This is a genomic window from Micromonospora sp. NPDC049204, from assembly GCF_040647935.1.
Lineage (GTDB): Bacteria > Actinomycetota > Actinomycetes > Mycobacteriales > Micromonosporaceae > Micromonospora.
The window spans coordinates 90890-117623 of sequence record NZ_JBEZDC010000002.1 but is presented as its reverse complement, the minus strand read 5'-3'; the positions used below and the strand labels follow the sequence as shown (position 1 = coordinate 117623).

Annotated in this window: 15 protein-coding genes; 5 read left to right on the top strand and 10 right to left on the bottom strand. The window is 71.5% G+C overall.

Features of this window, described 5'->3' with window-relative positions; all coding sequences use genetic code 11:
• Positions 1–36: 36 nt before the first annotated feature.
• Together AB0A90_RS03435 and AB0A90_RS03430 are read left to right on the top strand one after the other, a co-directional pair.
• Positions 37–1419 carry a lectin gene (locus tag AB0A90_RS03435; protein WP_357240975.1) on the top strand — a complete coding sequence of 461 codons (1383 nt, stop codon included), beginning with the start codon at positions 37–39 and terminating at the stop codon, positions 1417–1419.
• Between the two features lie 232 nt (positions 1420–1651).
• Positions 1652–2896, top strand: coding sequence for a PP2C family protein-serine/threonine phosphatase (locus AB0A90_RS03430; RefSeq protein ID WP_357240972.1), 1245 nt, complete (start codon positions 1652–1654; stop codon positions 2894–2896).
• Positions 2897–2905: 9 nt separating this feature from the next.
• Here the strand turns inward: AB0A90_RS03430 and AB0A90_RS03425 are convergent, their stop codons facing one another.
• On the bottom strand, positions 2906–3256 hold the full coding sequence (locus AB0A90_RS03425; RefSeq protein WP_357240969.1) for an STAS domain-containing protein: 351 nt from the start codon (positions 3254–3256) through the stop codon (positions 2906–2908).
• Between the two features lie 149 nt (positions 3257–3405).
• Between AB0A90_RS03425 and AB0A90_RS03420 the strand changes: the two genes are divergently transcribed.
• Positions 3406–3951: a hypothetical protein gene (locus AB0A90_RS03420; RefSeq protein WP_357240965.1), complete on the top strand. Its 546-nt coding sequence runs from the start codon at positions 3406–3408 to the stop codon at positions 3949–3951.
• A 65-nt stretch (positions 3952–4016) separates the two neighbouring features.
• Here the strand turns inward: AB0A90_RS03420 and AB0A90_RS03415 are convergent, their stop codons facing one another.
• From AB0A90_RS03415 to AB0A90_RS03390, 6 genes are all read right to left on the bottom strand, one after another.
• On the bottom strand, positions 4017–4643 hold the full coding sequence (locus AB0A90_RS03415; protein ID WP_357240963.1) for a hypothetical protein: 627 nt from the start codon (positions 4641–4643) through the stop codon (positions 4017–4019).
• A 23-nt stretch (positions 4644–4666) separates the two neighbouring features.
• A complete protein-coding gene (locus AB0A90_RS03410) occupies positions 4667–5299 on the bottom strand; it encodes a hypothetical protein (protein ID WP_357240961.1) in 633 nt (210 codons plus the stop codon).
• Complete coding sequence (locus AB0A90_RS03405) at positions 5296–6144, bottom strand: DUF6406 domain-containing protein (protein WP_357240958.1); 849 nt, start codon at positions 6142–6144, stop codon at positions 5296–5298. The genes AB0A90_RS03410 and AB0A90_RS03405 overlap by 4 nt, the downstream gene beginning before the upstream one ends.
• A 32-nt stretch (positions 6145–6176) precedes the next feature.
• A complete protein-coding gene (locus AB0A90_RS03400) occupies positions 6177–21170 on the bottom strand; it encodes a toxin glutamine deamidase domain-containing protein (protein ID WP_357240954.1) in 14994 nt (4997 codons plus the stop codon).
• Positions 21171–21323: 153 nt separating this feature from the next.
• Positions 21324–21668 carry a hypothetical protein gene (locus AB0A90_RS03395; RefSeq protein WP_357240951.1) on the bottom strand — a complete coding sequence of 115 codons (345 nt, stop codon included), beginning with the start codon at positions 21666–21668 and terminating at the stop codon, positions 21324–21326.
• Positions 21665–22057, bottom strand: coding sequence for a YbaB/EbfC family nucleoid-associated protein (locus tag AB0A90_RS03390; RefSeq protein ID WP_357240948.1), 393 nt, complete (start codon positions 22055–22057; stop codon positions 21665–21667). The genes AB0A90_RS03395 and AB0A90_RS03390 overlap by 4 nt, the downstream gene beginning before the upstream one ends.
• Positions 22058–22209: 152 nt before the next feature.
• Between AB0A90_RS03390 and mycP the strand changes: the two genes are divergently transcribed.
• Entirely contained in the window at positions 22210–23505 is a 1296-nt protein-coding gene (mycP, locus tag AB0A90_RS03385; protein ID WP_357240944.1) for a type VII secretion-associated serine protease mycosin, read from the top strand.
• A gap of 115 nt (positions 23506–23620) precedes the next feature.
• Here mycP and AB0A90_RS03380 read toward each other — a convergent pair whose 3' ends face one another.
• From AB0A90_RS03380 to eccB, 3 genes are all read right to left on the bottom strand, one after another.
• The gene (locus AB0A90_RS03380) at positions 23621–23908 is read right to left on the bottom strand and encodes a WXG100 family type VII secretion target (RefSeq protein ID WP_357240941.1); all 288 of its coding nucleotides are present in this window, start codon (positions 23906–23908) and stop codon (positions 23621–23623) included.
• A gap of 18 nt (positions 23909–23926) precedes the next feature.
• Positions 23927–24256, bottom strand: a complete 330-nt coding sequence (locus AB0A90_RS03375) for a WXG100 family type VII secretion target (protein WP_357240938.1) — start codon at positions 24254–24256, stop codon at positions 23927–23929.
• A gap of 162 nt (positions 24257–24418) precedes the next feature.
• The gene (eccB, locus tag AB0A90_RS03370) at positions 24419–25846 is read right to left on the bottom strand and encodes a type VII secretion protein EccB (RefSeq protein WP_357240935.1); all 1428 of its coding nucleotides are present in this window, start codon (positions 25844–25846) and stop codon (positions 24419–24421) included.
• 137 nt (positions 25847–25983) lie between these two features.
• On the opposite strand from eccB, the gene AB0A90_RS03365 reads away from it, so the two are divergent.
• Positions 25984–26730, top strand: a complete 747-nt coding sequence (locus AB0A90_RS03365; RefSeq protein ID WP_357240932.1) for an SUKH-3 domain-containing protein — start codon at positions 25984–25986, stop codon at positions 26728–26730.
• Positions 26731–26734: the final 4 nt, after the last annotated feature.

Below are 26734 nucleotides of genomic sequence, written 5' to 3'. Positions count from 1 at the left end.
CTAAGTCAGTTCGTGTCGAGTGGCGGGAGCCTCATCATGACAAGACGTAGACCCATCCTTGGTCTTCTGGCAACGGCCGCGGCTGTCGTCGTGACCGTGAGCGCGGGGGCACTGGCCGGCGGCCTGGGCACCACCGCGTCGGCAGCGGACATCGTCCCGGCCGCGGCGACCGCCGGGTGCGGCAAGGCGCCCACGTTGACGAGCGGTCAGCGGTCCATCCAGAGCAGCGGCCAGAACCGCAGCTTCATCCTGCGGATCCCGGACAACTACGACCGAAACCACCCGTACCGGTTGATCTTCGGGTTCCACTGGAACGGCGGCACCGCCGGCGACGTCGACGGTGGCGGGTCGGACGGGGCGGCCTGGTCCTACTACGGGCTGCGGCAGCAGGCGAACAACAGCACCATTTTCGTCGCCCCCCAGGGCAACGGCAACGGCTGGGCCAACCCCAACGGCCAGGACGTCACGTTCGTCGACAACATGATCAGCCTGATCGAGGCGGACCTGTGCGTCGACACCACGCAGCTCTTCGCGCTCGGCTTCAGCTACGGCGGAGGCATGAGCTACTCGCTTGCCTGCTCCCGGGCGACCGTCTTCCGCGCCGTCGCGGTCTACTCCGGCGGGCAGCTCAGCGGGTGCAGCGGCGGCACCCAGCCGATCGCGTACATGGGTATCCACGGCCTCGGGGACTCGGTGCTCAACATCTCCGCCGGACGGTCCCTGCGGGACAGGTTCGTCCGGAACAACGGTTGCACCGCGCAGAACCCGCCCGAGCCACGAGCGGGCAGCCTGACCCACATCACCACCACCTACTCCGGCTGCCGATCCGGCTATCCGGTGGTGTGGGCCGCCTTCGACGGTGGGCACGGCCCCGGCCCGGTGGACGGCGGCGGCGAAAGCGGCGTCCGGACCTGGACCAAGGGCGAGGTGTGGAGGTTCTTCACCCAGTTCGGCAGCACCGATCCGACACCGACCCCGACCACGTCGCCGACCACGTCGCCCACCGGCAGCCCGACTACCCCGCCGCCGGGCGGCACGTCGCCCCTGCGCAACGCGGCCTCCGGACGGTGCCTGGACGTCAACGGCGCCTCGCAGGCCAACGGCGCGGCGGCGATCATCTGGGACTGCCACGGCCAGAGCAACCAAAGCTGGACCGCGACCGCCGCCGGGGAGCTGCGCGTCTTCGGCGGAAAGTGTCTCGACGTCAACGGCGCCGGCACCGCGAACGGCAGCTCGGTGATCATTTGGGACTGCAACGGCCAGTCCAACCAGCGGTGGTCGGTAAACGCCAACGGCTCGATCACGGGCGTTGGCTCGGGCCGCTGCCTGGACGTGGTCAGCAGCGGTACGGCCAACGGCACGCGCATCCAGATCTGGGACTGCAACGGCGGGGCCAACCAACGATGGAGCCGCAGCTGAACCCTGCGACCGTCGCGGGAGGGCAACGGTAGGTCCCGGGTCGCCGGCCTTCGGCACAGGGGATCAGAGGCTGACCCGTCGGCCTCCGGACGAGGACTCGTACCCGGTTCCTGGCTGCCGGCCGCTCACCTGAGCGGCCGGCAGTCGTCCGGTGGCCGTGACGGGAGGGGTCGACGGACCGTGCCGCCGGCAGACCATGTCGGCGGGTCCGTTGGTTGCCTATGCTCGACGGGTGGAGGACAACGATCAGGCCGTGCTGGCCGGGATGCTCCAGTCGGCCGAGGAGGCCGCTCCGGTCGAGGCTGTCGAGGCTGTCACCGGCGCCGTCGCCACGGCGTTGGGTGCGCTCGGCGTCTCGCTGCTCATCGCCGACCTCAGTGGCCGGGCACTGGTCCGGCTGACCCATCAGACGATCATCGGCCGCCCCGATCGGCGTCAGGGCACGGAGGCCGCCCAGGTCTTCCCCTTCGACGGCGGGCCCTACGAGCGGGCACTGCGCCAGCAGACCACCCTGGTGCTTCCCGGAGACGGCCACTGGACGGTGCTCGCACCCGTCACCGAGCGCGGCGAGGCCATCGGCCTGCTGGAGATCGACCTGCCCGACGAGCCGGACACCGCCGCGGTCGCGGAGATCGCCCGCACCGCGCACGCGCTGGCGTTCGTGGTCATCGCCAACCGTCGGCACACCGACCTGTTCGAATGGGGTCAACGCAGCACCCCGTTCTCTCTCTCCGCCGAGATCCAACGCCGCCTGCTGCCCGCCTCGTTCACCTGCGAGGCCGGCTCGTTCGCGCTCTCCGGCTGGCTGGAACCCGCCGCCAGCATCGGCGGGGACACCTTCGACTACAGCGTGGCCCGCGACGTGCTGCACGTCAGCGTCACCGACGCGATGGGCCACGGCGTGGCCAGCGCGCTCACCGCCACCCTCGGTGTGGGTAGCCTGCGCAACACCCGCCGCCGCGGGGACAGCCTGATCCAACAGGCCGAGGGGGCCAACCGGGCCGTCGCCGAGCACGCCAACGTACGCGGCGCCTACGTGACCGCCGTGCTGGGCCGCATCGACCTGGCGACCGGGCGGTGCGAGCTACTCAACGCCGGGCACGTTCCGCCGATGCTGGTCCGGGACGGCCGGGCCACGCCGCTCGAACTGCCCGCCAACTTCCCGCTGGGCATGTTTCCCGACGAGGGCTACCGCAGCGGCGCGGTGTCCCTGCTGCCCGGTGACCGGCTGGTCATCGTCACCGACGGGATGCGTGAACGCAACGCCGCCGACCTGGACCTGCCCGCCGCCCTGCTCGGCATCTCCCACCTGCACCCACGCGAGGCGGTGCGGGCGCTGTCCGACGCGGTGCTGGCAATCGCCGGACCGGTCCTGGCCGACGACGCGACACTGCTCATCATCGACTGGTACGGGGGCGAGGGATCGCGGTCGAGCACTGCCGGCGCGGACACCTCCCGCGCCAGCATCTTCCCCTAGGGAGGGCGGTCACGACACCACCCGTGCCGCCTCCTCGGCGTCGTCCACCGTGTCGAAGACGTCGATGACCCGGTCGACCGAGGTGATGGACAACACCGTACGCACCGAACGACCGACCCCGGCCAGGGCGAGCGAACCGCCCCGCTCCCGCAGGTCCTTGTAGGCGACCACGAGCGCGCCCAGGCCACTGGAGTCCAGGAAACCGACGCCGGTCAGGTCGACCACCACCACCTGGACCCCGCTCTCCGCCAGCAGGCGCAACTGGTCCCTCAGCTCGGGCGTGGTGCTCATGTCCAGGTCGCCGACGACCTCCACCACGGTGCCGATCCGCCCCTGCCGCGTCGACAGCGTGAAGTCCACGTAACCCCCTCGATACGGCCGTCACCGGCACTCGGCAACACGTCGCGCCGTACTCACGGTGCCAGAAACTGGCCGCGATCGCTCGTCGACGCATGGGCGCCACCGCGCGGGGCGGTCGGCAAGGGCGAAGGATCGGTACGGTGGAGCGCATGATCCTGCCCCCCAGTCGCACGAACGCGGAGGCGCACCTCTACATGGACCTGCGGCCCTGCTCCTGCGGGGAGACGCGGTTCCCCCGGCAGAGCGCGGTCGTGGCGCTCGAGGACGGTGACCTGGCCGCCCGCTACACCGGCGCCTGTCCCACCTGCGGCCAGCCACGCGAATTCGTCTTCCGGTTGCCGGCCGAGCCCGCCGTGGCTCCCGCGGGTGATTTCCGCTACGGCGGGGACGAGCCGTCGCACCTGCTCGATCCCGGCGAGTGGCTCCGGGTCGCCGACGGGTACGCCAGGTCGGTGCCGGCAGAGGTGGCGACCGGGGACGCGGCGCAGAGGGCCCGCGCCACGCTGATCCGGGCCGTCGCGGCCCTGGACGAGGTGCTCAAGTTCGTCCCGCCCGGCGAGGACGTGGTGCCCGCCGCCGCCTTCACCACCGAGCAGGGACGCGATCTGCACCGGCGGGAGCCGGGGCGCTTCCGGCGCGACCGGCTCGCCGCGGTCCGCGCCGCGTACGCCGGGATGCTGCCGCAGGCGGTCTGAGTCGGCGCGACCCGCGACCGGGATAGCAACCCCTCAGGCCCGCCAGGCCCTGGATGCGGCGGTCCTCACCGGCGGGCCTCGTCCAGGCAGGCGGCGTTCGCGCCGACCAGCAGGGGCAACACGGCCAGGAACTCACGCAGCAGGTGCCGAGGGTCGTGCTCGCGGGTGTCCGCCACCTCGGCCTCCGCGCCGGCGTCGGCGAAGACCTGACAGACGTCCCACAGGCTGGCGCCCACGCTGCTCCACTGCCACAGGTCGTGCGCCAGCGCCGGCAGCCGCAGCACCGGGGCGGTACCGAAGAGACCGATGCCGTAGCGCAGTGGATCCTCCGGGGTGTTGCCCAGCGACACCATCAGCGGTTGCACCCGATGAGCGCGGGCGAAGTCCTCAACGTCCGGTGCGTCCGGCGTGACCTCCACCAGCAGGCCGTCCTCCAGGAACTCCGCGACGATCCGGTCCGGGTGGGTCACGCCGAGCCGCATCGCCGCCTCGCTAACCGCAGCCCGGTCCCAGGTCGCCTCGGGCCGGTCGAGGGGGCGGTGCGCCGCGGCCCAGACCGCAAAGGCCTTCGGGTCCTCGATGGTCACCGAGAGGCGGCCGATGCTCAGCGAGTGGTACTTCGCCGGGGCGCCGACGGCCGGGTGGAACTCCCCGGTGTACCACCCTACTGGCAGGATCAGCGAAGCGGTCATCGCGGGATTCCTCGTCGTATCGGTCACGGCAGCGGGTCCAGGTAGACGACGCTGGCCCTGAGCAGGGGGTGGGCGGTGTAGAGGAACGAGGTGAGCAGCCGTTCCGGGTCGACCAGTTCCGGTTCGGTACCGCCGGCCTCCCGTTCCTCGTCGGCGAGCGCCTGGCACATAGTCCACAGGCTCTCCCCGGACGGGCACCGCTCCCACAGGTCGTAGACCGTGCGGGTGACGCTCACCACCGGGCGCTCGAAGAAGCCGATCGACCAGAGCCAGGGTTGCTCGGCGCTGTTGCCCAACCCGAGCATGCGGGCGCCGACCCGGTGCCGGCGAGCGAACTCCACCGCCTCGCCGGGGGCGACCTCGACGACCAGCCCTTCGGCCAGCAGCCCGTGCAGCAACGACGCACTGTCGACGCCCGGCAGTTGGCTCGCCGCCGCTTCGGATACCGCCGGCACCGTCCAGGGCTGCTCGGCCGGTCGGTCGCCGGTGCCGTGCGCCAGCGCCCACAGGGTGAAGCGCTGGTCGTCCAGCTCCCACACCTCGTCGCCGAGGCGGACCCGGTGATAACGCTCGGCCGAGCCGGCCACCGGGTGGAAGGTGCCGAAGAACTGCCCGACCGGCAGCAGGATTGCCTGCGCGGTTTGCGTCGTCGTCATCGCTGTTGATCCTCGTGCTGGGAGTGGCCGGGCTCACCGGGCCAGATCATTTGCACTGGCGGCAGGTCGGGCAGCTCGATTGGGGTCAGCTTGCCCAGGAAATAGCCGATCGAGCGGGCAATCGGTACGAGGTGCCGTTCACGCGCCGCAGCACCCGCGGGACCCATCGGCCCGCCCAGGGCGGTGTCCGGCAGGAAGTAGATACCCTCCCGTTCCTCGTCGCGCTCCCGCAGCGTGAGCACCAGGAGACCGCCGGAGAGGTTCGCGATGACCAGCAGGTCCGGCGAGAGCCAGGGATCCCGGTGTACGCGCTGCGCGTGCACCAGGTCGAACGGGGGGTACTGCGGGTGGACGCCGAGCAGGGGGCGTTCCGGGATGAGCGCGAACGGCAGGCCGGGAACGTGGTGCTCGACCTCGGGCTGCGCCCCGTTGTTCTGCCCCAGCCACCTCCGGTAGTTCGCGGGCAGCTGAGCGCCAAGCTCGGCCTCGACCGCCAGCAACTGCGCCTCGTCCAGTTGGCCGTAGGGCCGCAGCTTCACCCCCTTCCAGACATGGCCGGTTGGTGGCGTCATCACCTCGTTGTCGTCGACCCGTCGGACGATCACCTGCCACTCGTCGGCGCTCTCCATGTCGACGTCCGCGAAGCGCCAGGTCTCGTCGCCCACGGGGAAGGTCTCGCCCAGGGTGACTTCGTAGTGGGAGGACTCCCCGTCCCAGTGCGGCATCACGACGATATCCGCCCGGACCGGGGGACCCTCGTCGATCCACCAAACGCCGAGCCGAGCCGGGCCGATGTCCGACGGCGCGTTGTTTTGGATCCACATGACGTCCGTGTAGGAGCGCAACGGCTCTCCTCCCAGCTCTCTCTTCGGCAAGGTCAGCTGTCCAGCATGTCGTGCAACGTCGCCTCGTCGGGCAGCGCGAAGCCGAGCACCTCACGCGCGATCCGCTCGGCCTCGGCCCGGCCGACCGGCAGCGAGCCACCCGGACCGGGCGGCGCCCCGCCCACCGTCCAGTGGGCTGAGCGCTGCCCCTGCTCGGACGGCTCGACGACCCCCAGCCCACTCACCGTACCGTCGCTTGCGAGCAGGGCGTAGTACACGATGACGTACCTCGACTCCTCCAGATGGGTCCGTCCGAGGGTGTGCCGGCGGGGGACGTGTTCCGGTGAAGCCGGCGACGTCGGCGAATACGGCGTTGCCGGCGGAAGGTGCGGCGGAAGCGGCGGTGGAGGTGGAAGTGAAGGTGCCGGCGGAAGGTGCGGCGGAAGCGGCGGTGGAGGTGGAAGTGGAGGTGCCACGGTAGCTCCGGAAGTCGCAACTGGTGGGGCCGGCTGCGGCTCCAGGTAGGCGAATTCCGGGTCCATCAGATCGAGAAACTCCCGCACCGTCATCGGCGTCGGGTGTTCCATGTTCCACGGGTTGCGCAGCTGCACTTGGCCGTTCCTGACCGCCACCATCTCGTAGGCGTGTCCGGCGCGGAGATTGTGCGGAAGTTGCCTCCGGATCGATGCCGGGTAGTCCTTCTCCGCGAGCGTTCCGGTGATCACCGGGCTACCGGCGGCCAGTAGTGCGGCCAGCTGGGCCTCGACGGCGGCCTCCCGCCCGGGTGTGACGTCGAACATCGCGGCACGACTCGGCACTCCGGTGAGCTGGGTGAGGAGCTCCGCCTGCATCCGCGGGCGACTGCCGACGTTCAGCCGGGCGTAGCCGGTCGGCGCGGCCATGTGCGGATCCGGTGGCCTTTGCCACGAAAGCCAGTCGCGCTGCCACTGCACGTGCCGCTCGGCGCTCCACGTCCGGTCCACGGCGGCGAGCGCCTTCTCCAGCAGCGACGCCCAGGAGCTGCCGTTCGCGGACTGATCGGCGTAGGCGGTCACGCCGTTGTAGCCGGGCCGGAGCGGCACGTCCGGCTGCACGGTGATCCGCAGTCGCCGGCCCGTCGGGTTGATCGCGTTACCGAGCAGGGTGCTCTCGTGCAGCAACACGTCGACGGTGCCGTCCGGGTTGGGCTGGAAGAGCTTGGCGATCACGTCGGGCCGGTAACCGGCGACGGCGGCAGCGCTGGCCAGCATCCCGCAGTCCCCGAGCAAGCCCTGCCGCACCTGCTCGCGGCGAGGCGGTCCGTCGAAGAGCGGCGCCGGCTGCCCGGTCCGCGCGTCGTGCGCCTGGCCGTACTCGGGGACGACCTGGTTCTTCTTCGGGGCCGGCAGCGTGACGTGGTCGGCGACCACCGCGGTCTCGTGGGCCGTGACCGTCGCTTCGACCTCCACGTCCAGCGGCGGTGCGCCGGGCACCAACGAGTGCAACGCCCGGGCAAGTACGTCCGGCACCAGGGCCAGCACCCGGGCAGTCGTCAGGTAGTGGAAGTCGTGCGTGTTCAGCGCCGCCACGGCGGCGGGGTTCGCGCCGTACTCGGCTCGGTACGCGACCCGGGTGCGAACCCGATCCTCGGCCAGCAGCGACTGCCGCCCCACCTCCGTACCCAGGTCGAAGGCCGCCGTCGACTCCGCCAGTTTCATCTCCGGTGCGCCGTCGAGCACGTACGGGCGCAGGTCGAACCGGCCGGTCAGGTCGACGTACACGCCCTCGGCGGCGATCCGGTCGGCGAGCTGCGGATCCGCCTGCCGGATCAGGTCCAGCTGGGCCGGCGGCAGGCCGATGATCTGCCCGGCGCAGGCCGGCATCCGCGGCAGGCTCGACTGCGCCTGCTCGCCCTGAATGGCCAACTCTCGCAGCCGGGCATCCACCACGTCGGCCGCGGGCACCGTGAAGTCCGGCGCCAGCCGGGACCGGTAGTCGATCGCGCGGAAGCGCTCGACGAGGCTCGACGGAGCACCGCGGAGCACTCCGGCGATCGAGTCCGGGCGCACCAGCGGCACACTCAACTGCATCAGGTGCATCGCCACGTCGCCGGGGAGGACGCCCCAGCGGGCATGCGAGTCCGGGGTGCCCAGGCGCAGCCCGAGGTGCTCGGCCAGGGCGTCGATCTCGGTCCGGAGGGTGAGCCGGGCCGCCGGATCCGCGCCGGCGTACGACGCGGCGAGGACCCGCAGCTCGGCCAGCCGACCCTGGTCCTGGGCGGTCAGGCCGGCGGGGTCGATCGGCCCGTCGCGGTGGTCCACGTCCAGCTGACCGACCAGTGCCTGGCCGGTGTCGTGCAGCGCCACCAGCTCCGCCACCTCGTGCGCCAGCGCGCGGGTGACCGCGGCGTCAGTCGCCCGGTCCGACACGGTGAGTGTGAACGAGCCGTCGAGGTTCCGCACCGTCTGGGCCACCGCGCCGTCGGCGAGCGGGCCGGCCGCCACCCGCACCGACAGCGGGTCCAGGCCGCTCACCCGCACCTCGAAACGATCCGCGGTGACCGCGACGATCTGGTGGGCCCGTACGGCCGCCGTCACGGTGGGCAGCGCGGCCCGGGCCGCGTCCACCACCGCGATGGCGTCGGCCGCCGGCCGACCCAGCCCGTTGAACGACGAGCCCGGCACCGCCGGGGTCGCGGTACGGGCCAGCTCGACGTGCGCGTACCAGGGGCTCATCAGGTCGAGGAAGGCGCGCATCGGCATCGGTGTGGGGTGGCTGCTGTTCCAGGGATTACGCAGCTGCACCTCACCGTTGGCGATACTCACCACCTCGTAGGCGTGTCCGGCGTACAGGCCGTGTGGAAGCTTCCCGGTCGGGTACGTCGACGCCGATCGCGTGCCGGTGATCACCGGACTGCCGGCGGCCAACAGCTCCGCCAGCCGCGCCTCGGCGACGGCCTCCTGACCGGGCGTGGTGTCCAGCTGGTTGACCGACGTCGGCAGGCCGGTCAGTTGGCTGAGCAGCTCCGCCTGCGCCAACCGCGAGCTGCCGTTGTTGAGTCGCGCATAGCCGAGCGGGGCAGCCTGGGTGTCGTTCACGCCGGGTTGGTTGGTCCACTGCTGCTGCCACTGGTCGTGGCGGTCCTGCGTCCAGGTTCGGTCGACCGCGGCGATTGCCTTCTCCAGCAGCGACGCCCAGGCCACGCCCACCGTCGACTGGTCCGCGTACGCCGTGCGGCCGTTCGGGCCAGGTCGCTGCGGCCCGTCCGGGCCGGGGTGCAGCGGCACGTCCGGTTGGACGGTGATCCGCAGCCGCCGCCCGGTCGGCGTCACCGACGAGCCGGGCAGGCTGGTCTCGTGCAGCAGCACGTCCACCGTGCCGTCCGAGTTGACGTGGAACAGGTCGGCGAGCGCGGCGGGCACCTGGCCGGCCACCGCGCCGATCACCGCGATCATGCCGCAGTCGCCGAGCATGCCCTGTTGCACGTCCTCGCGCTTGGGCGGCCCGTCGAACAGCGGCGGCGGCTGGCCGGTCCGACTGTCGAGCGCCGGCCCGTACACCACGCCCGGTTTGCCCGCCTCCGCGGCCGGCAGGGTGACCCGGTCGGCGACCACGGCGGTCTCGGCCGGGCCTACGGCGACTGTGGTCTCCGCGGTCGTCGCCTCGGCGATCGGGCTGAACCCGCGCAACACCTGGGTCAGCGCATCCGGCACCAGACCCATCACCCGACCCGAGCCCAGGTAGTGGAAATCGTGGGTGGCGAGCAGCGAGACCGTCCGGCCGCCGGTGTGACCGCGCAACGCGGCGCGTGCCCGGACCCGGTCCTCGACCAGCAGCGCCTGCCGGCCATCCGGCGTCCCCAGGTCGAACGCCGGTCGGGCGTCACCCACGTTGATTTCGGGCTGACTGTCCACCGCGTACGGTCGCAGGTCGAACTGACCAGTCAAATCGACGTACACGCCCTGGGCGGCGATCTGGTCGGCGAGTTGCGGATCCACCTGCCGGATCAGGTCCAGTTGGGCCGGCGGCATGGCGATGATCTGTCCTGCGTACGCGGGCATCCGCGGCAGGCTGGTCTGGGCCTGCTCACCCTGCACCGCCAGCTCGCGCAGCCGCGCGTCGAGCTCGCTGGTCGCCGGCACCTGGAAGTCCGGGGCAAGCCGGGCCCGGTAGTCGATCATCCGGAACCGCTCGACGTCGGTGAGCGTCGGGCTGCCCTTCAGCACCGCGGCGACCGCTTCGGGTGTCACCGACGGCACGCTCAGTCGCATCAGGTGCGCCAACGCGTCAGACGGTAGGGCAGCCCATCGCGCGCGTGCGGCCGGATCACCCACGCGCAGGCCGAGATGGTCGACGAGGGCGTCGATCTCGGCCCGCACGGCGAGGCGGGTGGCCTGGTCGCCGGTCTCGTACTCGGCGGCGAGCTGGCGGATCTCGGCCATCCGACCCCGGTCGTGCGCGGTGAGCCCGGCCGGGTCGATCAGCCCTTCGACGTTGCCCGGGTCGAGCGGCCCGACCAGGGCCTGCCCGGCCTCGTGCAGGGCCACCAGTTCCGCGACCTCGTGCGCGAGCGCCCGGGCGACCACTCCGTCCACGGCCCGGTCCGAGACGGTCACCGTGAACGACCCGTCCGGGTTGCGCGTCGACTGGGCCACCACTCCGTCGGTCAGTGAGCCGACGGTCAGTTGCACCCGCAGCGGATTCAGACCGGCCGCGCGCACCTCGAAGGTGTCCGGCCCGACCGCGGTGACCTCGTTCACCCCGGCGAACGTGGCTACCTGCGGCATCGCGGCGCGGGCAGTGTCCAGCACCGCCGCCGGGTCGGCAGTCGGGCGCCCCAGACCGTGGAAGCCCGAGTTCGGTACGGCCGCAGCAGTGATCCGCCCCGAGTCGGTGCCGGGGTCGCCGTTGCCGGCGGGGTCCGTGGGGTTATCCGGGTTGCCGCCGCTCTCCGGGTTGGTCGCGGCCGGGTCGGTCCGACCATTGTCGGCGGTGCCCAGGAGGCGGGACAGCAGGCCGTTGCGGCGGTGGGTCTCCGCCAGCCGCTCGGCCAACCGGTCGGTGGCCACCTCGGCGGCGGCCAGCCGGCCCTCGACCCGGTCGGCCGCCTGTTCCAGCTCTGCGACCGGCTCGTTCAGCCGATCAATGACCTGGTCGACCCGATTCGCGGCATCCCGGGCATCGCTACGCCCGTCGAACCGGGTACGCACATCGTCGGCGGCGAGGCCCTGCCGCTTGGCGTGCCACTTCGCCAACCCGATCACCGGCGCGGCGGCTACCGCGGCGATGGGGATCACCGGTGCCAGCGGACTGGCCACCGCGAATGCGATCGCGGTCGCCGCACCAGCGGTCGCGGCGGTGGTCAGCACGCTCGACACGAGGTAGGTCCGCAGTCGGGGAATGCCCGCGGGACGAGCGTCCTCGGCGGATCGCCGCTCGCCCCGGAGCGTCCGGAGCTGCCGCGCCCGGCCCGAGCGGTCGCCACCGAACTCGGCAACCACCTGCTGGGCCTCGGGGGGTAGTTGCGCGACCCGGTCCGGCGCCCCGAGCATGCCCTCCCGCAGACCCAGCCGGTCGATCACCGCGTGCAGCTCGCGCAACGCCGGCTTCAGAGAAACCCGATCAGCGGTACGCACGTGGTGCGCGGCCGTCTGCACCTCCCAGGCGTCCGCCCTGCTCAGCGGGTCCGGACCGGCCCCTTCCTGGTTCTGGTCTGGGGCGGTGGCCGCCGAATCCGGGGCTCCGGTGGCGGCTGCCTGGTCGGCCCCCGCCGTGGGGTCGGTCGAACCGGGCCTGGTGGTGCCGATGCCGGTCTCCGGAGATGTGGTGCCGGGGGCGGTGGTTCGCCCCTGCGCCAGCCGCTCCAGGGTCGCGTTCATCTCGTCGAGGTGCCGCGACGCCGCGTCGAGCTGACCAGCGGCGTCGGTCAGGGTCGTCGTTGACGGGCCGGCGAGTCCTGCCACCCGTGCGGTCGGGTCCATCGCCGGGTTGGGGTTGGCCAGGTCCCAGGTCCGTCGAGCGTCCTTGAACCGGGCCTCGACACGCTTGAGCAGCAGGTCGCGGAGCGGCCCGAGGAGACCGCCGGCCAGCATGTTGCCCGGTCCGGCCCCGGCGGCCACCTGAAGTGCCTGGGCCACCCCGACCGTCGTACCGGCCTGAATCAGTGGTCCGGGTGTCTGCTCGACCGCGTACACACCGAGGTTCGGCACGTTGCTCGGCCGTGCGGTGCTGTCCGTCGCCTGTGCCGGCGTGCGGGTGAGCCGCTGCGTCGCCCGGTCGGTCAGGCTCGGACGACCATGCCGCTCGACCACCGGCCGCAGCTCCGCCGGCACCAGCTCACGGCGCTGGTCCACGCCCGGCGTACCCTCGCGCAGGCCGAGCTGGTCGACCAGGACCCGCAGTTGCCGGGCCACCGACGGGCGGGCCAGCGGGCCTGCGGCCGCGTGCCGTGCGGCGAGCTCGGCGAGCCGTTGCAGGGCTGGCGTGCGTGGATCGGCCGACGGAGCCGCGCTCGGACCGGTCGACGTCGCCGGGTCGGTGGACGAACGCGGCGCAGGGATGGTGGCGTTCGGCGGGGCCAGCCCGGCCCAGGCCGGATTGCCGAAGAGCAGGTTGCGGAACGAGTCGGCGACGCCGTTGCGTCGCTGCGACTCGGCGAGCCGGCGTTCCACGTCGGCGAGGCGCTGCGCCAGGTCGGCCGTACGTTGCACGGCGGCGGCGGCGCGAGCGTCCACCGCGCCGATCGGGTCGACGAGCGCCTCGGTCGCCTGCGACAGCAGCGCCTCCGCCGGCAGCGCCGGATGTTCTGCGTCCCAGGTGTCCCGGGCGTCCTTGGCGGCGGCCTCCTTGCGGGCGACCACCGGGTCGACCGCCACGCCGGTCGCCGCTGCAGCGAGCGCGCCCACGATGCCGGACCAGCCGAGTTGCAGCTGGCCGAGGATGTCACCGACCCCCACGATGGTGGCGGCCGTCAACAGGTTCGGGGCGTTCTCCGTCACCGACATCCACCACGGCGCGACCTTGCCCGGCCGCTGACCATCGGCCGGGTGGCGGTCGACCACGGCCCGGGCCCGGTCCCGCACCGCCGCCGTCCGCGAGCCACCGAACCGGTCGACGAGCGGCCGCACGTCGGCCGGCACCAGGTCCCGGCGCTGCTGGACACCGGGCGTCCCCTGCCGCAGCCCGAGGCTGTCCAGCAGCGCCCTGACCTCCCGGCCGGCGCCGAGCCGCGCCCATGGCCGCGCCCCGTCGTGCCGGGCGACGAGACTGCGCAACTCGGCAAGTCGGCCCTGCTCGTGCGGGGTCAGCCCGACACGTGACGGACCGCCGTGGCCGGCGGGCGACGTCGTACCGTTGCCGGGGTCTTGGCCGGTGGCCGCCGATGGGTCTGCGCCGACCGCCGGGCGCTGGGGGGGCCGGCCCACCAGCCGGTACCGGCGCTCGCCCTGCTGCAACTGCTCCTGGACGGCCCTGAGCTGCTCACCGAGCCCGGTCACCGCCTCGCCCAGCTCCTGGACCGCCGGGCTCGCGTCCCCGGTCTGGGCCGCGAGCGCCTCCGCGGTGGTGGTGTCCGTCTCCGCGGCGGTACGCGCGTCCTGGCGGGTGTCGTACCGCGCCCGCCGGTCCTCGGCGGCCAGGCCGGACCGCTTCGCCAGCCACTTCGCCGGGCCGGTGGCGACGGCTCCGACGACCGCGCCGGCGCCCAGCATCAGGGCGAGCTCCGGCCGCCCTCCGGCATCCAGGGTGAGCTTCGTCGCCAGCGCGACCAGGATCGAGTTCACGGTGAAATGCGTGGCCAGGTACGTCCTCATCCGCGGCAGGCCGACCGGGCGGCCGTTCGCTTCCGCCAAGGCGGTGCGGCGCTCGGCTCGCACTCTGGAACGCTCGCTCGTCCACGTCGAACGGTGGCTTGTCGCGTCGGCCAGCGCGGCCCGCACGTCGGCCGGCAGGGCGGCCATTTTCTGCTCGGAACCGAGCATCCCGTCACGCAGACCCAACCGGTCCACGATGGCGGCCAACTCCCGCCGCACCGCCGTCCGGGACGACGCGTTGGCGATCTCGACCTGGTGCGCGGCCGTCACCAGCTCGGCCACGTCGGCGGGGCTGAGCGGCGTCACGACCGGTGCGCCGTCCGCCAGTGGCTGACCGAGGGCAGCCAGTTCGGCCACCTCGTGGGCCACCGCACGATCGATCACCGCGTCGGCCGCCCGGTCGGAGACCGTCACCACGGCCGTACCGTCGGTGTCGAACGCGCTGGCCGCGACCGCGCGGTCGGCCACCGGCCCGCTGTCCACCCGGAGGTTGAACTGGCTACCGTCAGCGCGGGTGACCTGGTACGTCCCGTCGGCCAGGGCGGTCACGGCCTGCACACCGGCGTGCGCGGCCACACCGGGTAGCGCGGTCCGCGCCCGGTCCAGGACGGCGTCGGGATCGGCCTGTGCCCGTCCCTCGCCATGGAAGGCAGTGCCGGGCACCGCGCTCGCGGTGATCGGCCCGTCGGTCGCCGCGTTGGCGTCGGTGGGCGCGTCGGTGCTGCCCGGGGTCGCCGGTTGCGCGGTGTCGGTGTCGGTGTCGGTGTCGGTGTCGACGGTAGGCGCGGTCGTGTCGGTGTCGCTGTCGACGGCAGGCGCGGTCGTGTCGGTGTCGGCAGCGGTTGGGGTCAGTCCGGCTGGGCCAGTTTCGGCCACACCTGCCGGCCGGTTACCCGACCCTCCCGGCGTGCCGCCGCGTACCGCTTCATCACCAGGGGTGGCGGCAGGCTGGAGTGGGCCGTCACCACTCCCGTCTCGTCGATGATGAAGACCCCCTGGCCCAGATGCCTGCCCTGCGCTCGTTGCTGTGGCGAGAGGGTCTCCTGAGCCGCCCAGCCGAACTCGAACGGGATCACCGCCACCGGGTTGCTGGTCCCCAGTAGGCGGGTTATCAGTTGCCTGGCTTCCTCTTTGGTCATCGCCATCGCTCGGCTCCACCTCCATCGACCATAGGTCGTACGTCCCATCAACGTAGTCTCCGGGCAGCGCCTCCGAGATGGTGTCGCCGCTCTGCGGATCCCACCAGACCGGCCCGTCCGCACCCTCCGGAAACACGATCAGGAAGGCGTGTTGCGCGGCCCCGAGCACGTTGCCGTCTTCGTCGAGCGCGGGTTCACCGGTGTTCTCGTCGAAGGCGAGCCACTCGACGACCACGACCGCCGCTGCCCCTGGGCCGGCGTCCCGAATCCGCTGGTAGAGCTCTGCGTACCGATCGGCAACTGCCGCAGCGCGTTCAGCGGGAGCCGACGGCATCGCGTCGCTGTCGCCGGTCCACTCGCCGCCGATCCAACTCTCCACCCGGCCGAAGCCGTCCAGTTCACCGGTCTCAGTGTCGAGGGAGCCATCTTCGAGCTGGTCCGGCCAGCGCGGAAGGGCTACCTGGGGATCGCCCAGGAAGCTGGCCAGCGCAGCCAACGCGCAATCGATGCAGTTGTTGCTCCGGCCAGGCTGGCCAGGGCCACCGTCGTTGATCAGCTGGCCGTATGGGTGGACGGACGGATCCCTGAGGGTGGCGTACCCGTCGGGAGTCAAGAGGCTGTCGGCGACATCGTCCTGGAATTGGGGATCCTCGAGCTGCGTCAGCTCGTCCGGCCCGAAACGCCTGGTGTCCGGCATCGGCCAGCCCCGCATGTCCGGGTAACCCTCGGCCTGGTCGTCCCCGGACAAGTCTTCGACGGTCTGCTCGCCGGCCGTCTCCTCGGCCAACGCGTCGCCAACGGTCAGGTCCCCTGGCGGCAGATCTCCGTCAACTCCGCTTCCGTCGGCAGCGGGACCGTCGTGAAGTGGGCCGTCTCCCTCTCGGCCGTGGCCCGGTCGACCTTCCGGCTGGTGTGGATCTCGTTCCAGTCCGTGTACAGGATCGCCACCGCCACGTCCGGACTGTATTTCCACGTCCCGGTCCGCCGGTGCCAGCTGACCGCCTGCGTCCCCGTGGACGTCTCGGCCACCGCGATCACGTTGGCCGGTGGGCCCGTCGGTACGTCCGGCCTCATCACCAGGAAGTAGTTGAAGTTCATTTTCTCCATTTGTACCCCTCAAGAGGCCGACGTCCAGACCGGGCACGTCGGACCTGCTCAGGCCGCGGTCGGTCAAGGATTCGTCGAATGTACGGCCCTGCTCAGCCAGCCAGTTCGTGTAGGCCCGGCGGACCCCGTCCTGGGCAGGCTTGGTAATCCACTTGGCGAAGCTGGTGTCCTTGGCCTCGCCTACCCGATCCTGCAGTGGCCGCATGCCGCCAGGCAGTCGGCTCACCGACTGGTTGACGGCCAGAATGTCCAGGAACGCGTGCACCCGGTCGACCGCACCAGCCCTGGGGTCTCGCACAATCGCGTACGACGTATGCGTCTGCTTGCCCGCCGCCCAACTGCTAGCGGTGGGGAACTGGAGCTCGAAGGTCCGGCCGCCCGGCGCCTCCAGCGTGCAGTTCAATCCGAGATAACGGTTACCTGGGTGCCAGAAGTTTTTGGCGTCGGTGAGTCGATAGCCTTGGGCCTCCAATGCACCAAGTACGGCATCGACGCCCGCTCCGTAGGCGTCCGTCTCGGGGGCCTGGATGGAGAACCGGACGACGTCGTTCAACTGAGTGAGTGCGGTCGGAACGTCGAGGCCGAGCGGCTCAAACTCGGTGACGTACTTGCGCGCAAGCGACTCGGTGTCCTTGACCCGGTTGCCCTCGCCCAGGGTCCGCAGCGCATTCTCGCCGGTCAGTCCGAGTTGCTCGTTCACCTCGGCGGCGACGCCCCGCATATCGGCGAGGATCTGGTTGGCATCCTGCAGGGCAGCAGCGACGGCCTCGACCAACGTCGTCTGGTCGGTGTCGGACAACCCGCTCAGGTACTCGCTGTCTGTCGTTCCCGTCGAGTCCGGCGCGGCCGAGGGGTCGTTGGCGCTGATCTCGGAATTCGGATCCGCCGGTGCGGTGGAGTGCGGCGGCACCGGGTCTGGCTCTGCGGCCGTCGCGTCGGTGCCGGTCCGGTCGACTGCCGGCGTGATCGGGTCACCCTCGGCGTCGAGCGTGATCGACCAGACATTGTCGACGCTGTGGATCGGGTCCGTGTCGGAGACCTCTCCCGTCTGAGCGTCGACCCAGACGATCGTGCCCTGGTGGTTCACCGCGTTCCAGGTGTGCGCTCGGCCGTTGGCGTCCGCGGGTGCGGTGATGATGAGGGCAGCCGAGCCGTGACCGGCCTCCCGCAGAGCAGCGGCGACATCGGCCAGCCCGGCCGGTCCGGTGCCACGGTGGCTGAATGGGGTGCGCAACGCCTGTTCCTGCCGGGCGGTGCTGTTGCTCTCGACGCTCCCCGGGACCGCCACGGCCGCTGCCACCTCGGGTCGGCCGAACCAGGTGGACAGGAAGGAGAGCCCCGCGTCGGCGCAGTTCCGCGCCCGACCGGAGACCGTTGGGCCGCCGTCGTTGAGCAGGCGTGCCCATATGCCCTGACGAGGGTCGGGGTGCACTTCGGGCCGGCCGGTGTCCGGGTTGCGGGGCACGGCATCGTCGAGTGTCTGCTGGTCGGCCGGGTCCGGCGGGACCAAGCCCTGGGGATCCCCGAAGGGACGAGCGTCGCTCAGCGGTCGCCCGGTGCCCACCACCCCGGGGACCGGAGGCTGGTAAACCGTCGGCGACCGTTCCGGGTCCGTGATCGGGTCGACGTTGAGCCGCGGCAGGAAATCCGTGCAGGAACGGCACGGCGGACGATAGTGGCCCAGGTCGTACCGGACCCCGGCGTCATCGAAGCCGGTTTTGACCTGGTGCGTAACGATCTTCGACCCTTGAAAGGCATCCTTGGCGTACTGCTCGAAGGTGCCCGGCTCACCGGCCTCCCGCCACTGCTGCTCAAGCTTGTAGAGCTGATCCGATACCAGGGCCACCTCAGCGCAACTGCCATGCCCTTTACCGATATCAGGGCCGAGCGCGGCCTCGACGGAATCTAGGACGGCCTGAGCGAGCGGGTGCACCGCCGGTTGGGTGGCCGGCTTGGTGCTCTTATCGCCCTGCATGCTGGTGTGGGTGGTGATGTCACCGTTCGGCATCATCAGCGCGCCCGCCATGCCCGGCATCTTGCCCTTGGAGATCGTCTTAGCCTTGACGGCCGTCCGGACTGTCTCGGCCAACGTCCGGGACGCCTCGATGAGCATCTGCTCAGCGTCCGGGCCGCTTGGGTCACCGGGGACGGTGATTGGGTCGAGGTGCCAGCTGTAGGTGCCGTTTCCGGTCGGCCCCTTGGAGCGCTTCAGCGTCGCCGGGTCCACCGTCCCGGTGTTGGCATTTGGCGCGGTCGGAGTACCCGTGGTCGGGTCGGTGGTGCTGGTCGAACCCGGGACGACGATCACCACGCCGTCGCCGGGAGTCCGCTGGGCGGGAACCGGGTCCGTCGTCGCATCGGTGCTGGCGTCCGGGTCGGCCGCCGGGTCGGTGTTGGCGTCCGGGTCGGTGTTGGCGTCCGGGTCGGCCGCCGCGTCCGGCGTGTTCGACGGGTTGGCGTCACCGCTCGTCGCCGGAACAGCCGGCGCGGCGTCCGGCCGAGTCGACCCATCCGGCGCGGCATCCGGCCGAGTCGACCCATCCGGCGCGGCGGCAACGTCCGTGGGCCCAACCCCGACAACAGGGGTACGCCCGTCGGGCCGTCCCGACGGACTGGCCTCGCTGGTGCCGGGCTGGTTGGTCTCCGCTTGCTGCGCCGGGGTGCCCGGCTGGTTCGTCGTGCCCTGAGTGGTGCTGCCGTCCGGCACGGTGTTTGTCGTCGGGGCACTTGTCGAAGGCGTGGTGGCGGGGCTGAGCGAGATGGAGCCGGCCGAGTTCGCCACCGTCGGGTTGACCGTCGGAGTCGGGCGCCCGGTGGTCGGCTGGGTGTTCGTGCCAGTGTTGGTCGCCTGTGTGGTCTGGGGACCCGTCGTGGTCTGGCTGCTCGTGCCAGTGGCAGGAGCGTTCGTGGCAGGAGCGTTCGTGGCAGGAGCGTTCGTGGCAGGAGCGTTCGTGGCAGGCGCGTTCGTGGCAGGCGCGTTCGTGGTGGCAGCCGGTTGCGCGGTAGTCGGTGCCGGCGACCCGGCTACGGCGGGGTTCGTGGCGGTGCCACCCGTGACCGGCGCCGACGACACGGTGCCCGGTGCAGGTCCGGCGGCCGCGGGGGTGCCCACCGTCGTGCCGGGTACGACCGCGGGTGCCTGGTCGCTGGAGAGCGGGTCATTCGCGGAGTCCGACCTCGTGTCACCCGGCACGGAACTGTCGGGGACCCGCGACGGCGAGCTATCCACCGTCGAGCCCGACGAGGGTCCACCGGAACTGCTCTCGTTGGTCGTGGACGTGTCGACCTGAGGGCCGCCGGTGGTCGAGGTGTCTGACCCTGCTCTGCCACCACCGGACGTGTCGCCGTCGACGCCACCAGCCGAGTTGCCGGAATCCACCCCGGCGTTCGTGTCCGCCGCGGGAGGGACAGCGGTTTCGGTATCGGGTCCGGTGCCCGGGGCGGCGCTGGCGTCGGAGTCTGTCCCCGCACCGGAACTGACGTCGGCGGAGGCCTGGTCGGCAACCGGACCAGCGGCGGGCGCCTCGGCGGCGACCGGGGTGCCGGTGGCCGGCGAACCGGCGGTCGCGGCCGGATCGGTGCCCTGACCGGTGCCCGTGCCCGACGGGTCGGACGTGTCCGCGACCGGCGGAGCGCCGGCATCGACGGTCGGTGGGGCGAGTGAGATCGATCCGGACCCGGTGTTCGGCGCGTTGCTCGGGCCGGCATCGGTGCTGCCGTCGCCCTGGCTGCTGTCGCTCGAACCGCTGCCCGACCCCGAGCCGGACCCACTGCCCGAACCCGAGCCACTCTCCGCACCCGATCCACTGCCCGAACCCGATCCACTGCCCGAGCCCGACCCACTGCCCGAACCTGAACCACTGCCCGAGCCCGACCCACTCCCGGAACCGCTGCCCGAGCCCGTGCCATTGCCCGTGCCGCCGAGGTTGCCGAGGTCCGCTTCGCCAACGGTCGGGTCTCCGGTGCCCGTGCCGGTCCCGTTGCCGGTTCCGTTGCCGTTGCCCGTCGCGGCGGCGGGGTCAAAGCCGGCGTGCTTGTTGTGCCAATTCGCCAGGCCGGCACCGGCGTTGCTGGCCGCCAAGGTGGCGCCGCCGCGACCGGCACCGCTGGTGAAGCCACCGAGGAACGCCTCGCCCCCGGGCATGCTCCACTGACCGGACATGGCGCCGTTGGCCAGGACGCTGGCGGCTGGTGAGATGACGGCGTTCTGCGCACCGGCCGCGAGCGAGTTGCCGCCCCAGCGGACGACCCCGGCGCCACGGAAGTTCATCGCGGGCGGGCTGAACGAGATCGGCATCCGCGGCGCGACATTGTTGCGGGCGAAGCGGGTGCCGGCGTTCAGGCCGGTGCCGAGGACCGCGCCGAAGGCGCCGCCGACGCCTGCGGTGGCGGTACGGCGAACGTCCCACTCCGTCCGCGTGCCGTTCTTCATCTGGTAGGCCTGAGCGCCGATGTCGATGATGAGTTCCTCACCGACCTCCTCGGCGAGCTCGAGGGCGAACCGCCGCCCGGCGTTGCGCAGCGTCTCACTGGTGACCCGCCGGGTGATCTGGGTGCCCGCGGTACGCAGGGCCGCCTGCATCCCGGCGCGGGTGAGGAGTTGCCGGCCCATCTGCGCGATCAGCCGCCGGAACGCGATAGTCACGGCATGCCGCCCGGCGGCGAGGATGCCCGGGATCGCTCCGGCCGAGACCCCACCCAACCAGGCCATCAGCAGCGCCACGAAGACCGCGATCACGGTGATGATGACGGCGATGAGGACTGTCAGTTTGGCGTACTCGATCTCCATGGCCGCGTTGTCGCAACCGCTGGCGAAGGCGGACGCGGCCTCCTGCATCAGCGGCAGGCCGGAGCCCGGATCGACGCCGATCTGGTTCCAGAGCTGCCCGAAGGCGCCGCCGGCGCCGCCACCCCAGTTCTGGAGGATCTTCATGGCGGCCGGGTCCGCGTCGGCGAGGGCGTCGCCTATCGCCTTGGCCAGGCCCTCCCACGCGTCGGCGAGGTCGCGCATGCGGTCCTCGTCACCGGTCGGCCATGCCTCACCGGCACTGGCCCAGCAGACGGCGTCCCAGACCCACGTGTAATCGCCGAGCAAGCCCCTGGGATTTGGTACCGCCACCCGCTCTGCCCCTCTGTCCTCACCAGACCATTCGGAGGTCGGACGTTACTTACCGTCGCCGCCGAACCACTTGTCGACCATGTCGTCGACCTCGACCGTGCCGTCGACGGCGCTGAGGACGTCCGGTCCCAGCACCTTGATCAGGTCCACGATGGTCTTTCCCCCGCTCAGGACGCTGGTGGCGGGGGCTTTGTCGCCACCCTCCAGGTAGTGCTTGTTGAAGCCCTGGCCCGGCTCGTCGGTGCCCCAGGGGGCGGAGGCGTTCAGCGACGAGATAGTGGCGGCGTGCTGCGCCCAACGGCTGGCCAATGTCGCGCCGGCGACGCCGAGCCGCTGGGCACCAGCCCGGGCGGCGTCGGGCTTGAGGAAAGTTTCGTCTGCGTCGGTCATCGGTCGTCCTCCCGTGGAAGTTCGCTGTCCAGCTGACGGAAGATGCCGTCCAGGTCGTGGCCCATGTACGCCTGGAACTGGCTGTCCGGCACGAAGGGCCGCATCAGCTCTTCGACCTCGGTCATCGCCTTCTCGGTGGCCCTCCGGATCGTCTCCGTGACGGTGGCGGAGAGTTCCTTCGAGTTTGGCCGGCGGTAGATGCGCGGGTCGAACTCCACCTTGACCACCTGACCACGCGGGCCGACCGTCACCGAGACGAAGCCGTCCTCGGAGGTGACGGTGGCGTTCACTGCCTTGAGCCGCTGCTGAAGGTCACCCACGCCCGAGCGCATCCGCTCGAACTGGGCCATCAGCTCGTCGGCCCGAGCGCGCAGTCCTTGCGTGTCCATGGCGTCCTCCCCCTGCACGTCCACGTGCCGCCGCAACCCGCCAACGGCGTGACACCTCGACCATACTGAATCGACGCGACATCGGGGATCCGGTAATCGTCCGAGGATCGTTACGATGCACCGGCGCCGTAGTGACGGGAGGTGAGCGCGGAATGGGTCTCGACCGTCGTACGTCCGCCGCTGCTCTGGTGGTGGCGCTGATGGGTTCGACAATCCTCGGCGTGCCGGTTCGGGCTGTCGCGGCCCCGGCGATCTGCAAGAACCCGAGCGATCCGGGTCAGGTCATCAGCGAGACGCCATGGCATCAGCGGTGGCTCGCGCCGCAACGGGTGTGGCCGTTCAGCACCGGCGTCAACGTCAAGGTGGCCGTCATCGACTCCGGCACCGACGACACCCACCCGCAGCTGAGCGGCAGGGTGGCCACCGGCTTCGATTCCCTGCGTGGGACACCCGGTGGCAACGTCGACTGTGTCTCGCACGGCACCGCGGTCGCCAGCCTCATCGCCGCCCGCCCGCAGAACGGCGTCGGCTTCCACGGCCTGGCCCCGGGCGCGACGATCATCCCGATCCGGGTCAGCGAACGCGCCGGCAACGAGGGCGAGGAGGCGCGGGGTCAGAGTGTCTCCGCGGAGGTCTTCGCGCAGGCCATCCGCGGGTCGGTCGACGACGGTGCCGCCGTGATCAACATGTCCGTGACGCTCTACCGCCCCGACCCCGCCGTCGAGAGCGCGATCAAGTACGCGCGGGAGCACGACGTCGTGCTGGTCGCCGCTGCCGGCAACCTGCACCAGAACGGTGACCGTCCGGATCCGGTGCCCTACCCCGCCGCCTACGACGGTGTGATCGGGGTCGGCGCCATCGACCAGGAGGGCGTGCGGGTGAAGCAGTCGCAGGTCGGGCCGTACGTCGACCTCGTGGCCCCTGGCGGCGCGGTGGTGGCGGCGACCCGCCTCGCCGGCCACGACGTCTGGAGCGGCACCAGCTTCGCAACCCCGCTGGTGAGCGCAACGGCCGCCCTGATCCGTGCTGCCGAACCCGGCCTGCCCGCAGAGGGGGTCAGCCGCCGTCTCCTCGCGACGGTGGACCCGGCGCGTGGTGGCCCCGGGGAGGGCTACGGGCGTGGCCTGCTGAATCCGTACCGGGCGGTGACCGAACGGCTGACCAATGACGCGCCGGTTGCCCAACCCCCGATGCCCGACCCGTCGTTTGACGCGGCGGCGCAGGAGCGTTCGGAGCGGTGGAGCGTCTTCGGCCGGGTGGCCCTCTGGGTCGGGCTGCTGGTCGCAGTGATCGCGCTCGCCATCGGCGCGATGGCCTCCTTGCTGCCGCGCGGACGCCGGTTGCGGTGGCGACCGACTCGGCCGGCGGCCCCGCCGACTCCGGTCGGCGAGATCGACGAGCCCGAAGAGTTGTTCTTCCGGGTGCCCACCTCGCTGCCCCGCGGCTGACGGCCCGCCCGAGGCCGACACGCATCGTCACGACGCCCGGCAGTCGCGGCACAGACGACAGTGCGAACGACGATGGCCCGGCACGCGGCCGGGCCATCGCTTCGTACGGTCGGGCTCAGTCGCCGAACTTCGCCCGGTTCGCGGCCTCACGGGCCTGCATCCTGGCCGCCGACTCGCGCAGCGTCTTCTCGATGCGCCCGAGCAGGTCACGAAGGTCGTTCGCCGCCGCCTCCCAGTCGCTCTGCCGACGGAAGTACGCCTCGCGGGCGTCACCGTCCCAGGTAGCAAGCAGCGGCGCGATGCCCGACTTGAGCCCTTCGAGCTCACCTGTCACATTCCGCACGGCACCGCCGCAGCTGTCCGCGGCAGCGTTCAGTGCACCGAAGTTGTAACGAATTTCCATTTCGGAACTCCTCCCCCGTCAGAGCTTGAGCGCTGCGGTGATCTGACCGGCAGAAGCGCCGGCAGAGGTCATCTCGGACCGGAGCTCGTCGTCACTGACGTCGTAGTCCTTACCAGCGGACCCGACGGCCTCGGCGATCGCCCGCAGCGCCACGTTCAGCCGGGCCATGTCCTCGTCGAACTTCGTCCGAACCTCCTGGAAGGAGCCGGCAGCGGCACCCTTCCACTGGTCGTACAGCGGTGCGAGCTGGTCCATCAGCTGGTTCAGGTTACCGGTGAGCCGATCCGCGACGGCATCTACGTCGCCCTCGGTCTTCACCATCAAGCCGGTGTCGGTACCCATCGACATGGTGAGTCACCCCCGTCCTCATCGATAGCCCCCCATCGCCGGGGGCAGCCTCTATTGTGGCGCTGTCGCGCCATTGCTCTACGAACGGTAACGGGTCGAGTCCAGCCCGCGCTAGGCCGGCCGCATTCAGACTCGCAACTACCTCCACTGTGGCAGCTCCGGTCACTCCGGGTCCAGTGCCCGCTTCGCGTTGGTTGGGTCGAGTGCCGGGCCGGCCGGAAGCCGGACGACCAGACTCGCGGGCAGTTCGACGGGTCGCGCACCGCGGTAGCCGAGCATCTCCGACACCTCCTTCGACGCCAGCGGATACCGGTAGCCCAGGTCGGTCACCAGGCTCAGGGTGCCCGTCGTGATCTCCGGTGACGCCATGGCGGCAACCAGGACGCCGTACCCCGGCTCGATGACCACCCGGTCGGCGAGCGGGATGCCGTCGCCGGTCTGCTCGGCGGTGCGTACCGGCTCCTTCACCGGCTGCACCTGCGCGTCCAACAGCAGGGTCGGCTCATCCTGCCCCGGACGGTAGGCGGCGCAGATCGCCGGTTGATCACCGGTCAGCCGGGCGATGTCGGGGCGTTCGCCGGGTGCGCGGTGCCGCCCCTCGGCCGGAGGCGGCGCCTTGGGGGCCGCCGCGGCGGCCCCGGCCCCGAGCGTCAGGGCCTGAGGAGCCGACTCGCCCTGGTAGGACTGCCGTGTCTCCGGGTCCGCGAGCAGCACGTCTGCCTGCAGCGGAGTCAGCGGACGCAGCCGGTCGCGGTTGGCGAGGTAGTACTGACGGCTGCCGTTCTGACTCTGCACGACGAAGATCTGGCCGACCCGGGCGTCCTGCAGTGCGGCCGACGACTCGCCGCGGCCAGCCACGTCCTCGGAGCCGATCGGCTCACCGGCGGGCAACGCGTTCAGCCACGCCCCGCCAACCTCGACCACCGGTTCCGCGGTCATGGTCAGTCCTTCGAGGACGACCGCCTGGTTGCGGATCTCGTACCGGTGGTCGTGCCAGACCAGGTGCAACCGCTTGGTCGTGGTGTCCTTGACCAGCAGCGCCGTGTCGCCCATCTCGCGCCCACCGTTGGGTGCTCTACCGAGGGTGAGCACCGTCGTGGCCACGGTCCCACCCGCCTGGTCCCGCGCCGGCTGGGTGCAGAGCGTCCACGGGCCGGTGAGGATCCGTTTCGGGTCGGGCAGGGCGTCCGGTGCGTTCGGGATGCCGATCCGGGGCCCGCGCGGCGTACCGACAAGTGAGTTGCGGGAGACGGAGATGGTCGGCACCGCCGACCCCATCGCGAGCAGCGCGGACGAGTAGTTGACCACCGGGTGCAGGCGGCCGTCCCGGTAGACGTACCGCGTGCCGGTCTCCTTCTCCAGGATGACCGAGTCGGCCGACTTCCACTTGGTGGCGCCACCGGGGCGGAGCAACCCGTAGACGCCCACCGCGGCGAGGCAGAGCACCGCCACCATGATGCCCGCGAGGCCGGCGCCGCCGAGCCGCCGGAACGGCGCGGCCTCCGGATCAGGCTCGCGCGCCACGAGCGCGGACGTCATCCGCTGGACGAAGAACTGGTACGACTGGACCTGGTCCCGCCGTGACGGCATGGCACCTCCCCCTGGCGTACGGTCGGCACGGACAGGTGCCGGACCGCGGTGCCTACGATAGGCACCGCGTCGACCGCTGTGGTGCCGGCATCCGGCCGGGGCCGGTGACCAGGACGACCACGACGCGAGGAGTTCCGATGATCAGTCGTGACGAGGCACTGGCCCGAGCCCGGGAGTGGGCCGCCGCCGGCCACCCCGGTCCGCCGCCCGAGGTCGACATGTACGAGTTCGACCTCGGCTTCGTCGTCTCCCGCCGCGAACCCCGGCCAGAGCCGACGAACGGACCACCCCGACCACCGTCGGCCACCGGACAGCCCACAATCGTCATCGACCGGGAGACCGGCGAGCTGTCCGAGTGGCCTTCGCTGGCCGGTGCGTCAATCGCCAAGCGGTACGCGCAGCGCCGCGCCGCCGAGGGCCGCTTCCCGCCGGACGTCCGAGCGGTACTGGACAAGGCCGGCTGGTTCCCCGGCCGCGACATGACCGCCTCCGTCGACCTGTGGCTGACCCGCTTCGCCGACGACCTCGCCGGCCTGGACTTCTTCCCTGCCGCACGGGCCGCACTCGTCGAATTCGGCGGCCTACGTCTGCCCCAGTTCGGCCGAGACGGCGTTTCGGGAAGCGGCTACGGGAGCGCCGTCCATCCCACCCAGGGCGGGGTGCTGGCCGAGGGTTCCGAGATCTTCGTAGAGGAGTATGGGATTCCGGTCTTTCCGCTCGGCAACAACGCCGACGGACCCTCCGAACTCGTCATCGACGCCCAGGGGCGCGTCTTCCAACTGCATTGGGTCGACGACTTCTTCGTCGGCTCCGACATCGACACCGCGATCATCGCGCTCATCCGAGGAGGTAAGACACCGGCAGTCTCCGACGTCACCCTGTGAGCCT